At 42.1% G+C, this 13,008-nt stretch carries 10 protein-coding genes; 7 read left to right on the forward strand and 3 right to left on the reverse strand.

All coding sequences use genetic code 11. The features are described 5' to 3' along the window. The first annotated feature begins 50 nt into the window (after window positions 1-50). From cmoA to L3V23_RS00930, 5 genes are all read left to right on the forward strand, one after another. A complete protein-coding gene (cmoA, locus tag L3V23_RS00910) occupies window positions 51-779 on the forward strand; it encodes a carboxy-S-adenosyl-L-methionine synthase CmoA (protein WP_042482041.1) in 729 nt (242 codons plus the stop codon). 84 nt (window positions 780-863) lie between these two features. Continuing rightward, complete coding sequence (gene cmoB, locus L3V23_RS00915) at window positions 864-1,835, forward strand: tRNA 5-methoxyuridine(34)/uridine 5-oxyacetic acid(34) synthase CmoB (RefSeq protein WP_102965965.1); 972 nt, start codon at window positions 864-866, stop codon at window positions 1,833-1,835. A gap of 216 nt (window positions 1,836-2,051) precedes the next feature. After that, window positions 2,052-2,795 (forward strand): ATP-dependent zinc protease, encoded by a 744-nt coding sequence (locus L3V23_RS00920; protein ID WP_237291794.1) that lies wholly within the window; start codon window positions 2,052-2,054, stop codon window positions 2,793-2,795. A 21-nt stretch (window positions 2,796-2,816) separates the two neighbouring features. Beyond that, window positions 2,817-4,325 carry an inactive transglutaminase family protein gene (locus L3V23_RS00925; RefSeq protein WP_102953009.1) on the forward strand — a complete coding sequence of 503 codons (1,509 nt, stop codon included), beginning with the start codon at window positions 2,817-2,819 and terminating at the stop codon, window positions 4,323-4,325. A 1-nt stretch (window position 4,326) separates the two neighbouring features. Further along, window positions 4,327-5,301: an alpha-L-glutamate ligase-like protein gene (locus tag L3V23_RS00930; RefSeq protein ID WP_042482032.1), complete on the forward strand. Its 975-nt coding sequence runs from the start codon at window positions 4,327-4,329 to the stop codon at window positions 5,299-5,301. Window positions 5,302-5,582: 281 nt separating this feature from the next. Here the strand turns inward: L3V23_RS00930 and dgt are convergent, their stop codons facing one another. Next, on the reverse strand, window positions 5,583-8,087 hold the full coding sequence (dgt, locus tag L3V23_RS00935; protein ID WP_237291795.1) for a dGTP triphosphohydrolase: 2,505 nt from the start codon (window positions 8,085-8,087) through the stop codon (window positions 5,583-5,585). Between the two features lie 360 nt (window positions 8,088-8,447). Between dgt and L3V23_RS00940 the strand changes: the two genes are divergently transcribed. After that, entirely contained in the window at window positions 8,448-9,731 is a 1,284-nt protein-coding gene (locus tag L3V23_RS00940; RefSeq protein WP_237291796.1) for a GGDEF domain-containing protein, read from the forward strand. Window positions 9,732-9,880: 149 nt separating this feature from the next. Here L3V23_RS00940 and L3V23_RS00945 read toward each other — a convergent pair whose 3' ends face one another. Then, entirely contained in the window at window positions 9,881-10,810 is a 930-nt protein-coding gene (locus L3V23_RS00945; RefSeq protein WP_237291797.1) for a DMT family transporter, read from the reverse strand. A gap of 93 nt (window positions 10,811-10,903) precedes the next feature. Here L3V23_RS00945 and L3V23_RS00950 point away from each other — a divergent pair, with 93 nt between their 5' ends. Further along, window positions 10,904-11,791 (forward strand): LysR family transcriptional regulator, encoded by an 888-nt coding sequence (locus L3V23_RS00950; RefSeq protein WP_171137683.1) that lies wholly within the window; start codon window positions 10,904-10,906, stop codon window positions 11,789-11,791. 95 nt (window positions 11,792-11,886) lie between these two features. Here the strand turns inward: L3V23_RS00950 and L3V23_RS00955 are convergent, their stop codons facing one another. Next, a complete protein-coding gene (locus tag L3V23_RS00955) occupies window positions 11,887-12,882 on the reverse strand; it encodes a Gfo/Idh/MocA family oxidoreductase (RefSeq protein WP_237291798.1) in 996 nt (331 codons plus the stop codon). Window positions 12,883-13,008: the final 126 nt, after the last annotated feature.

Raw genomic sequence — 13,008 nt, forward strand, 5'->3', positions numbered from 1 at the left:
TTGAACCATCTACTGTTTAAGTAGGCATTTTGCTTCGGCGTGAGGTCACAATGAGCCCAAAAGACACTATCTTTTCTGCCCCAATCGATAAGATTGGCGATTTCACGTTTGATGAGCGTGTGGTTGAAGTGTTCCCAGATATGATTCAGCGCTCAGTTCCTGGCTATAGCAACATCATCTCAGCTATTGGCATGTTGGCTGAACGATTTGTAAAACCGAACACTCAAGTGTACGACTTAGGTTGTTCGCTTGGTGCTGCGACGCTTTCCATTCGCCGTCACATTCAACAGGAAGGCTGTAACATCATCGCAGTTGATAACTCTCATGCGATGGTTGAACGCTGCAAGCTTCACGTCAACGCTTACCGCTCTGACACACCAGTAGAAGTGATTGAAGCGGATATCCGCGATATCGAAATCAGCAATGCGTCTATGGTGGTACTGAACTTCACTTTGCAATTTCTATCACCAGAAGATCGCTATTCTTTGCTGGAAAAAATCTATGCTGGTTTGCGTCCAGGTGGCATTTTGATTGTGTCTGAGAAGTTTGTATTCAATAACGAAAGCGCTCATGAGCTGCTTATTGACCTGCACCATGATTTCAAACGTGCAAACGGCTACAGTGAGCTGGAAATCAGCCAAAAGCGCAGCGCGATTGAAAACGTTATGCTCCCAGACTCTATCGAATTACATAAAGAGCGTTTCGCAAAATTAGGCTTCTCAAGCTTCGAAGTTTGGTTCCAGTGCTTTAACTTTGGCTCTATGTTTGCCATCAAATAAGATTTTGGAAGCTGCAGTACTGCCCTTACCTTCAGCTTCTCTTTATTGTTTTTAGGTTCTCAAATTTTTTGATTAGGATTCTCCATGTTGAATTTTGCTAATGTCTATCAATTGCTTGCACAAGACACTCGCCTGCAACCTTGGCTCAATGTCTTGCCTCAACAACTTACTGACTGGCAACAACAACCTCACGGTGACTTGGATCGCTGGTTGCGCGCTTTAAACAAAATTTCGAGCTCACAACCTGATCATATAGACCTAAAAGAGTCGGTAACTGTCAGCAACCGTGAGCCTCTGTCTGATGGTGAACAGAAAAAACTGGAGAACTTGCTCAAGACTTTCCACCCTTGGCGTAAAGGCCCTTACCTCCTGCACGGTATTCATATCGATACCGAATGGCGCTCTGACTGGAAATGGGATCGTCTGCTTCCGCATATTTCACCGTTAAAGAACCGTTCCGTATTGGATGTAGGTTGTGGTAACGGCTACCACATGTGGCGCATGTTGGGTGAAGGTGCGCACCAAGTGATTGGTATCGACCCTTCTGAGTTATTCCTAGTTCAGTTTGAAGCTGTACGTAAGCTGATGGGTGACAACCAAAAGGTGCACCTGCTACCACTTGGTATTGAGCAACTTCCTGAGCTGAAAGCGTTTGATACAGTATTCAGCATGGGCGTTCTGTATCACCGTCGTTCTCCGATCGACCATTTGATTCAACTGAAAAACCAGCTTGTGTCTGGTGGTGAATTAATATTGGAGACGCTTGTTATCGAAGGTGACGAAAACGCCGTATTGGTTCCGTTTGACCGCTACGCACAGATGCGCAATGTATACTTCTTCCCATCAGCTTTGGCGTTAAAAGCATGGTTAGAAAAAGTAGGCTTTGTTGACGTGCGAATCGTCGATGAGAACGTGACATCTCTTGATGAGCAACGCACAACTGAATGGATGAAGCATAACTCTCTGCCGGATTACATTGATCCAAACGACCCAAGCAAAACGGTTGAAGGTTATCCAGCGCCACGACGTGCGATTCTGGTTGCAAAGAACCCTTAATCAGTTTCTCATCGCACTCTATCCACATAAAGTTTCAGCTCTGCAACCTTATGTGGATACGTAAGCTCAGAAAGAGCTGAAGGAATAAGTAAATCGGGATATTTTGACACAGTTTTAACTCTCTCGTCGTCTTTCAAAGTTATCCTATCTGCAGGATGAAATCGTCATCTTTGTCTCATCAAATATCACAGTAAAAACAAATAAATAAGGCCGTAAATGTTTAAGCGCATAGCACCAATCGTAGCTCTAGGCTTACTTTCTGGTTGTACCCTAATGAATGGTGATGAATATCATCAAGCCACACTTACTGCGATTCAGCAGTCAAATGCCCAAATCACCAACGAAATAACCAATTTACAGCTCCAACTTAGTAATCAGAATGATTACATCGATAGCCTAGAAAACAAAGTTCTCACCTTAGCGGATGATGTGAAAGATTTAAAAGTCATCGCAGCAGAGAAGCGTGAACCGAAAAGTGTTAAAAAATCTCCAACCTCTAAACAGCAACTTGTGTCTAAGCCACAACCACAACATAAGTTGGTTCTGGGTGAAATCGAACACGTAGAAATAAAAGCGCTTGATCAAATCTTTGATGCCCGTGTAGATACTGGTGCTGCAACCTCTTCACTTAATGCCATTGATATTTCGGAATTTGAACGTAATGGCAAACAATGGGTTCGTTTCCATTTATCCGACGGAGAAAACAAACCTGATGATTCAAATTGGATAGAATCGCCAATTGTACGTTATGTACGAATTCGCCAATCGACCAATGAAGAGACTGAAAGACGTGCAGTTGTTCAACTATGGGTTAAAATTGGTAGCATCAACGAAAAAACAGAATTTACACTGGCAGACCGCTCTCAAATGAGCCATCCTGTTTTGCTTGGGCGCGAGTTTATTCGTGATATAGCCGTGGTGGATGTGAGTCGTAAATACATTCACACAGAGACAAATTAATAACAAAAATAAAGGTAACTTATGACGTCAAGAGTTCCATTTTATCTATCAGTATTTTTACTGATTGCAGCTGGGATTGCTTTGAGTGTACTCCGTCATCAAAATTATGGAGTACCTTGGACCCCAGGAGAAACCCGCCAGATTTGGGATATTGAAGCTAGGATAGAGTTTAACGCACTAGGTAAAGAAGCTAAGGTTTCGCTTGCCGCTCCTCATACTCAAAATGGATACACCCTTATCGGCGAAACCGCCTCTTCACCCGGTTATGGTGTTTCCTATGTCAATGACCAATCTGGACGACGCGCTGAATGGTCTATCCGACAAGCTCAAGGTCCTCAAACGATTTACTACAAAACACAATTCCTTGTAGACCCTCAAGCAAAAGTCACCACAGTTCCTCCAATGCAAGAAGTGGTCAAACCGACTTTTGATGGCCCTGTTGAAACCGCTGCAATTGCACTGATTAACCGCGCGACCGAACGCTCTGCTGACGATATCTCTTTCTCGCGCGAATTAATCAAAAATCTGAACGATTCTGAAAGCCAAAACGCGGCACTACTTACCAATAAGATGAGTAAAGTAGAAGCGGCGGAAAAGCTACTTTCTTATGCTCAGATCCCAAACAAAGTTGTGGGTGTAATTCATCTTGAAGATGGGCGTCGTCGCCAGACCATTCAACACATGAACCAAGTGTGGGATGGCAAGAAATGGGTTCTTTTCAACCCAGAAACAGGGACGCAACCTTCTCATCCAAACCTACTTGTTTGGGATGAATCGAACGTATCACTACTTGATGTGATTGGTGGTCGTAATAGCCAAGTGCACTTCAGCATGATCGCTCAAGAAGTGTCACCACAGCAGGCAACCGACAACAAAGTTGAAGCTGACGGTCTATTAAACCTTTCTATTCACAGCTTGCCGCTTGAAGAGCAAGCGATGTTTAAAACCATTATGCTGATCCCGATTGGTGCACTGATTGTTGTGTTCCTACGCGTAATCATTGGTCTAAAGACATCTGGCACATTTATGCCTGTTCTTATTGCGGTTGCCTTCGTTCAGACACAGTTAACAACGGGTATTGTTGGCTTCCTGCTCATCGTCGGCACGGGGCTTATCATTCGAAGTTACCTATCCAAGCTTAACTTGCTATTGGTAGCGAGGATATCCGCCGTAATCATCGCGGTAATTCTGATTATTTCTATCTTTACCGTTGTCGCCTTCAAGATTGGCTTAACAGAAGGCTTAACCATTACGTTCTTCCCTATGATTATCCTCTCTTGGACAATCGAACGTATGTCTATTCTTTGGGAAGAAGAAGGTGCAAAAGAAGTTGTGCTGCAAGGCGGTGGCTCACTTCTAACGGCAGTATTAATTTACTTGGCAATGACCAACTCTTATGTGCAGCATCTGACCTTTAACTTCATCGGTCTACAACTGATTGTTCTAGGCATCATCTTGCTTCTAGGTACATACACAGGTTACCGCATCACAGAGTTGCGTCGATTTAAGCCTCTTGTAGACGGAGATTAATATGTTTCTTAATCTCTCAGAATACACATCACCCTTTAAGCTAAAGCGCAAAGGGATAATGGGAATGAACAAGCGTAACCACGCTTATATTGGTCGCTACAACGACCGTTCTAAATACCCATTGGTGGATGACAAGCTAAAAACAAAGCTCATTGCTCAACAAGCAGGTGCAACGGTACCAAAGCTAATTGGTGTGGTGAGCAACCAAGGTGACGTAAAGCATATCCATGAGATGGTCAAAGACTGGCCGGGGTTTGTTATCAAACCCGCTCGTGGTAGTGGCGGTAAAGGGATTCTGGTTATCACGTCACACAAAGATGGCGTGTATACCAAGCCGTCGGGTTCAACCATCAACAAAGAAGACGTAGAACGCCATGTGAGTAACGCACTAGCGGGCTTGTTCTCTTTAGGTGGTAAGAACGACGTAGCAGTGGTTGAAAACCTGATTAAGTTTGATGACTGTTTTGACGGTTTCAGTTACGAAGGTGTTCCTGACGTACGTATTATCGTATTTAAAGGCTACCCAGTAATGGCGATGATGCGTCTTTCCACATCCGCTTCTGATGGTAAAGCGAACTTGCACCAAGGTGCTGTTGGCGTGGGAATTGATATTGCGTCAGGTAAAGCGGTGCGTGCGGTTCAGTTCAACCGCCCTGTCACACTTCACCCTGATACCGGTAAAGAGCTGAATACGCTTCAGGTACCACACTGGCAACGTTTGTTAACTCTTGCTGCAAGTGCTTGGGAAATGACGGGCCTCGGTTATATGGGTACAGATATGGTGCTCGACAAAGAAGAAGGGCCTATGGTGTTAGAACTTAACGCCCGCCCCGGCCTAGCGATTCAAATCGCCAACGGTGCTGGTCTTCTGCCTCGTCTGCAACATATTGAAAGCCTCGGTACGCCGATGATTTATCCATCAGCAGAAGAGCGTGTTGCTTACGCCGCCAAACATTTTGGAGCCAAAGAAGAGTAAACACTCCCCTTCTCCTAAAACACAAAGCCAGAGATTGATTCTCTGGCTTTTTTGTATGGGTGAGTGGGTTTTGGACACAAATGAGTTTCGTAGAATGACAAATTAGAACCTCAAGAATCACACTGCTTATAGAGCGTAGAAAAATCTAGAAATACTTTCTATTCTTCAGTGGGATGTGCGTTTGATGAATATGAAATCCTTTTATTATCCCCTATGCCTTTCGGTATTAAAACTAGAGTAAATTAATAAAACATCTACTCTTCATATTGTACCAATACAAATTAATTGTTAAGGAGTTCTCTATGAATATTTTTGATTTTATTATCAGATAAACTAGCTATATAGTCTTTTGCCAAAATAAGATCATAGGTATTTATATTTCTAAGTTTCTTAAAATTAAATCCAATCATCATATTGAGTGGTAAAAATGATACAAACTCTCTTGGCAAATCAAATTTTTCTTTCTTTGACTTGTAGAATTTTATGTAGTCACTTTCTCTCAATCGTTCATGCTCAATTCTAAACTTATCATAGATGTGCTCTGGATATAAAACATACAGTATTAACAACTCGGACACGATCTTAGATGCATTCATGTTGGCAGATAATACTCTTGAATTACAATGTAACTTACGTGATTGAATTTTTTCCCATATCTCATTCATGTCCGATTGGATTTCTGGCCCATGGAATATACAGTAATCACCAGCAGTTCTTACGTCTTTTTTGGAGCTTAACCGACTAATTCTTTTGGAGGATTCTAAAATTATATCTTCCATCAAGAGTTTGATAATAGAGCCACGTTGCTGAATAAACTTTCCATACAGAGAATCGGAAGGTGTCATTCTAAAATCTATGGGTGCTCTGTGAAACAATCTACAGTTCATTAGATCTTGATGAGTAATGATATCCAGTCTAATGCCATCTTCAATATCTGATAGCAAGTATGATATTTTATCAGCAGCCCTCACTGCCTGCCCCTCAAGGTGGCTAAAACCACCACAGCCTATGAATTTCTGATGTTTTGATTTGTCCCAGATATCCTTATGGCTACCTGTTCCCCCTGAATGGCAGTATGTGTGTTTCAAAATACAATCACATACGTCCGGAGTTAAATTCAAACCTGGATGAGATTCAAATATATTTTGTTGATAAGACCCTTCTAAATATCTGACAACATCAACACCATGCTCGTAATGATTGAACCCACATTCAAAGCCCAATGAAGTAAAGAGCCTATCAATTGCATTTTCACCCGCATGACCAAAAGGTGTATGGCCGATATCATGTGCCAATGCGCCAGCTTCTACTAAGTCTTTATCTAAACCAAAGCTTGATGATATCGTTGTTGCAAGCTGCATTACTTCGATACTATGCGCAAGTCTTTGACGAAGATTTTCGTCTTCATTCAACGGGAATAATTGAGTTTTATCAGCTAGCTTTCTAAAACCATTTGACCATATTATTCGGTCTCGATCTCGTTGGAACTCAATTCTGAAACCGTCACTTTTACTACCAAATTCTCTGCTACTTGGTTCTTGTGCCCATTGGCTGTTAGCTTGGGCATTAATGCTCTTTATATCTTTTTCAGTTCTGCGAATCGGGCCATCTGAGTACTTTTCCCATAGGCGCAACTTCTCATCAAATACATTTACAATATTTTTGGCTATAGAATTTTCATACTGTTCAGCTTCTAGATGAACTATGGTTTGCTCTTTATTATTCCCATTCATCCAGGAGCTTAAAATTGCTTTAGCCACACAATGATCTTCGACTTGATATCCGTACTTGTCTGACGTCCAAAGATTTACTTTTCCTACACTATCTCTGCGACTTATTGATGTACTAAATTCGGGTACTGCGTTTAGCCCCACACCTGTTTTTATATCCTCTTCATTTAGAAATACTCTAAACAAAGTTGTCATATTTTCTCGAGAGAATGTGAGTGTTTTGGATGGTCTTTTTAGCGAAACAGTTGGTGTAACTTTATTATTGACGCGAATTGCAAGTAAATCCGAGAATCGCCAAGGTTGATTAGTTAGATTTAAGTCATTATTACTAAAAACCTTACTTTCAAAATCTGGGACAATATATTGAACAGTTGAACTTTCTATATATAAAAGGTCATGACCTAGTGAAGTCAAGTTTGATATTAACTCATTTCTCTCTTTTTCAATATTTTCTCTGGTTAGCCTTTGTGGGATAGAGCAATAAATAACTCCTCCATCTTTGGATGCTGTAATAGCTCTTTTAATAAATAAGTTAAAATACTCTTCGTACCAAGGAGGATCGATCACAACACAATCAAACTTACCTTCAAATTTCTTATCTAAATCATCATGAACATCATAGTGGGCACCCGTTTCACCTTTAAAAGTCTTATTGAATAAGCTTATTAGATCTACGTCTATATCAAGTAAAGATACATCTCTTTTATAAGACTTTAATGTTGCTGCAATTGTTGGTGTACCAATACATAAAGTATTAATAGCATCCGTCTCGTCGATTATTTTTTGAGCAAGCTTTTCCTGCGATGATAATGTATACCACCATTGATAAAATAGTGGATTTGCTGCTGGTAAGTAAAAATAAAATTTATTTTTGTAGTCAAGTGATATTTGAGTACTTTGATAATGTTCAGATTTGACTTCTTCCAGAAATTTGGCCAGATCTTTTGGTTGAGCACCTTCACATAAGGGAAGAAGCTCTTCGAGCGTCTGTATCTTATGGTTATAGTAGAGGTTCCTGATTTTTCTTTTTACTTGGTCTTCCCATTGATTTGACATGCCATTCCTAACCAATTGATTTATATGTCTTATGTTATTTTATGCTCTTTGTGCTTCTAATTCATTAAAAATATAAAAGTAAAGCAAAAAAGGTCTAGGTCTTGATTCATTCTTTATAACTAAGTTTTTCTAATCCAAATCTTGATTCAAAGAATATGCATAAAATTTGGCTCGAACATGAAATGGGGGAAAATAGTACTTCTTCATCGTAATGAATAGATTTGATGTATATTTCACTAATCTCAATAGGGATTTATCAATGGTGTGAGATAGGTATGCACCGAGCTACTGTTCTCTCTCAAATGCAGTGATATGATGATTTTACTGTTTTCAGACATTGTAGATGAGTTGACTTAACGCATGGAAAGCAAAAGTAACTACGACCATTTGGTCCATATCAAAAGCCACGACGAATTAGCTTTGTATGAACTCATTCCTAATGTGGTTTGGTTTTTTGACCTCGATAAACATGGTTGGTGGTGGGGAAATCAGGCCGCCGTCGACTTTTGGGGTTTAGAGAATGTTCAACAACTTATTGATAAAGACCTCTCTGGTGACACTCAAGGTGCAAAGGATAGAACGGCGCAGACATTTGAGCTGGCGGCTAAAAACGGTCTGACGATAGATCCATGGACAACCTACCCTAACGGAAAGCCCAAAACTGTCTTTATGATGCACAGAGCTGTGTTATTGGGTCCTGAAAAGCATCGTGGAATCATTGCTTTTATTAACGAAAAAGTGGAATTGGGTCAGCAGCCCGAAAACTTATTGTTGGTAGAAGCGATGCGATATACACGAGTCGCAGCTACCACCTTTACTGACGCTGGCGAGATCGTAATTGAAAATCCAGCCGCCACAGAAACTTATGCTCATTTACACAGCAAACCAATACCCGAAGGACAGAGTGTGTTCGTGGCGCGTTTTGCCTCTCCAGAACAGGGGCGAGAATGTCTGGCGAAGGCAATCGAGGAAAAAGGCGGTCGTTGGGATTACATTATGCGCACGGCCGAAGGTGATCGTCAGCATTCACTTGATATTAGACGCACTCGCCACCCTTTAACCGGAGAGTTTTTGTTGCTGGTGGTTGAGTATGATGTGACCGAACTTTATGAAGCATTGGCGGAACTAGAACAGGCACATGAAAACTTACACCATATCGCCATGACCGATACTTTGACTCAAGTTTCTAGCCTGCATCATATGCAAGAAGCCGCAAAGCAGTTTTTGAACGATGCCACGATACATGGTGAAAGTGTTCGGGCACTGTTTATCGACCTTGATGGTTTTAAGCAAATCAATGATAAACATGGTCATGATATTGGGGATGAAGTACTAAAAATTGTTGCACAGCGTATTAAGTCTGTCATTCGCCAATCGGATATTTTGGCTCGTGTCGGTGGTGATGAGTTTGTGATACTGCAACTCGGTGCCAACGATACAGAGAGCATTGCTAAGCGTACGCTGAGTAGTTTAGCTGAACCTATATCTCTACCTAGCGGAATGGTTAAAGTGAATGCCAGCATCGGTATCGCTTCATATCCGGAAGATGCTGATAACCTGAAAGATCTACTGAAGATTGCAGATGATGCTATGTATAAGGTGAAGAAATCCGGCAAAAATGCCTTCTCGTTTGCAAAGTGTTAGGGCTTATTTTTTAAGCGATATTCTGAATCTTATACACATTAAGCTTGTTTAACGCTTTGGGCATTGAGTTAAGTAAGTAAAATCACAAGAGGGTTGAACGATAAAGGCGGAAGTTTCCGCCTTTATGATTGAAATGCTTATGTTCCCACCTAAGATTCTGAGCAGGTTTTAGATTCGCGTTTAAACAGAGAAATACGTGGCAGTAATAAGCCTGTAATCACGATGGCAATACCAAGCAGTTGTAATTCTGTCACCGCTTGACCGAGCATATACGAGGTCAATACAGAGAAGATGGGTACAAAGTTGAAAAACAGTGCCGCATTGGCAGAACCTAAGTGTCGCACACCGTTTAGCCACAGCAGATAACCAGCAACGGTGCCAAATACCCCTATATACAATACTTCTGATATACCCAACACAGAGCTATTCCATAACTCGGCAAATGGATGCACCTCTGGTGTTACCAAACACATCACGCCAATAACTGCAGCCCCACTTAACATGCCAACGAAGGTATAAGGGATCACAGGCATCCAACGACTGATGCCTTGGCTGAAGTATGTGTAAAAACTCCAAGCCAGCATTCCGAAGAATATCAGCTTATCGCCGTGGTTGATTTGCATTGAAAGTAGCGCTTCAAAATGTCCGTTGGTGATCACCATCAGAACACCCGTCAAACTGACCAGCAGGCTAAAACACTGCATAGCAGACGGCAGCGTTCGCAACGCAACACAGGCGATCAGTGAGGTCATCAAAGGACTAAGAGCCATAATTAATGAGCCGTTAGTGGCATTAGTAGAAGCCAAGCCTGTAAACAAACCGAGGTTCAAGCCCCCTATTCCCACGGCGCTGACGGCAATTACCCAAACCCATTGATTCGAACTCAAGTTCAATTTGGGTATGCGCACAACTTTGAGATACACAGCCAGACACAAGGCCGCAATAACGAAGCGCCAGAACACCAAAGTAAGAGCATGAACTTCCTCTAAAACGTGTTTGCCAATTGGAAAGCAACTACCCCAAAAGAAGGTACAGATAATAAGAAGAATAACTGCTTTCATCGTTGAATCAGATTTCATCGTCACTCCAGATGACTTGTCAAAATGTATTCCTTAGTGTATTGATTTCAATAGTTGGATAAACAAGCAATAACAAGACGGTAAATGCCAATAATGAAACCTAGCTATTCGTTAGACGATCTGCGCTGTTTTTGTACTGTAGCACGTTTGGGCAGTTTCAAAGACGCTGCCCAATCTTTGAGTATGCCGCTCTCAACTTTGAGTCGCCGCATCCGCCAGCTGGAAACCGATTTGCAACTTCGTCTTCTTAATCGCGACGCTCATCGCGTCGTTCTGACCAGTATCGGTGAGCAATATTTTCAACGCTCGGTCGCCCTGTTTGATGAACTCAACGATATTGACGAAGATCTGCATCGGGATAAGTATCAGCCTCAAGGAAAAATCCGCATTTCCGCCCCCATCAATGCAGGCTCTCAGTTTCTGCGTGCCATTTTTTATGAGTTCTTACTGAAGTATCCCGATATTCAGCTAGATCTTAGTTTTTCCAACACTTTGATTGATATTGAAGCGGAAGGCATGGACGTGGTGTTTAGAGTCGGAAACACTGTGGTCGACAACTGGATTGCAAGGCCGTTAAAGCACATCCACTTCATTTTGTGCTCTCATCCTGACTATGATATTTCCGGAATAACCACACCAGATAAGTTGTGCGGTCATCCCACAGTCATTTGTCGCCCTATGATACCTTGGCAGTTGATACACAAAGAGAGTGGCGAAGAGTTTGATTATCACCCGAATAAGGGGGTAAGACTGGAAGTGGATGAAATTGTAATGCTAACTCACGCCATCAAAACAGGATTGGGTATTGGATACGTGCCAGATTACTTTGCGCTACCTATGATAGCTCAGGGTGAAATGAATCACGTGCTACCCGACTGGAGTAGTAAAGCCCGCACATTACATATGCTGTACCGCGACCGCGACAACCTGCCAATGCGAGTACGCCTGTTCATCGAGTTCGTGCTATTACACTTTAAATAGAAAACACTCAGCCAGCGTTTAATTAGCTGGCTGAGTGTTGGAAGCTATCTTTGAAGTGTTTTTGCACTGCCGCCTAGCTAACGGTATTGAAGCGACTAATCACGGTTTAAGAAAGGGTATTCGAGACCAATTTGTCGGCGAATTTCATCCATGGTTTTCATGGTATTAATACTGTCCTGCCAGCTGATAACGTCACTTTGCAGTTTGCCTTGAGCAATACAGTTCATCACCTCTTCGATTTGATATTCAAACCCTGTTGCTCTGAAAGGTAGCTCTATCACCTGCTCTTCTTCGCCTTTAACATTGAGAACTGCTTTGGTTGCACCCCAGAACATAGAATCAACAGCAATGTTTCCTTTACTGCCATAAATGGTAAAGCTGTTGTCCAAAGTGGCATTGAGTCCACACGTGAACTGACTGGCTATGCCATCGTAATCAAGAATCACGCTTGTACGCTCATCCACATTGGTTTCGCCTATCAAGCCATTGGCGACGATTGAGCTTGGTTCACGCTGCAATACAAACTGCGACATGGTGAGGTTGTAAATCCCCGTATCAAGCAAGGCACCACCAGCAAGTTCATTGTTTAACAAGCGATCATTCTCATCACGCGGAACATTAAATGAGAAAGATGAACTCAATACCCGCAACTCGCCAATGCGTTGTTCCTCAAGCCACACTTTCACTTGCTGCCAAACTGGCAAAAAGCGTGTCCATACCGCTTCCATCAAAAAGGTTTGATTCTTCTGCGCTAAATTTACCAATTCTTGAACTTGTGCTTCATTGACGGTGATAGGTTTCTCACACAGTACCGGTTTACCCGCTATCAGGCATTTTTTAGCACATTCAAAGTGAAAGCGATGTGGGTTTGCTATGTAGATAGCATCAACTTGAGGATCATCAATCAGAGTTTGGTAGTCGTCGTAGGCATGCTCGCAATCGTACTCTTGGGCGAAGGCTTTCGCTCGCTCTAGGTTAGAGCTGGCTACCGCAAACAAACTTGCATTGGGTACCACTTTAAGGGCTTTGGCAAAGTTGTGAGCTATTCGGCCAGGGGCAATAATCCCCCAGTTAAAGGTAGTTTCAGACATAAATGTTCCCTGTTATTTTTTATTCCCAAAAAGCAAAATGAAGAAGCCGACTCAAAGCCAGCTTCTCCAAGTTATCAACGAGTTTAAGGTTTAGCACGTATAAACTAAACCTTAGCCTAGCTTTCC

Source organism: Vibrio sp. A1-b2, assembly GCF_021726015.1.
In the GTDB taxonomy this organism is placed as follows: Bacteria; Pseudomonadota; Gammaproteobacteria; order Enterobacterales; family Vibrionaceae; genus Vibrio; species Vibrio diazotrophicus.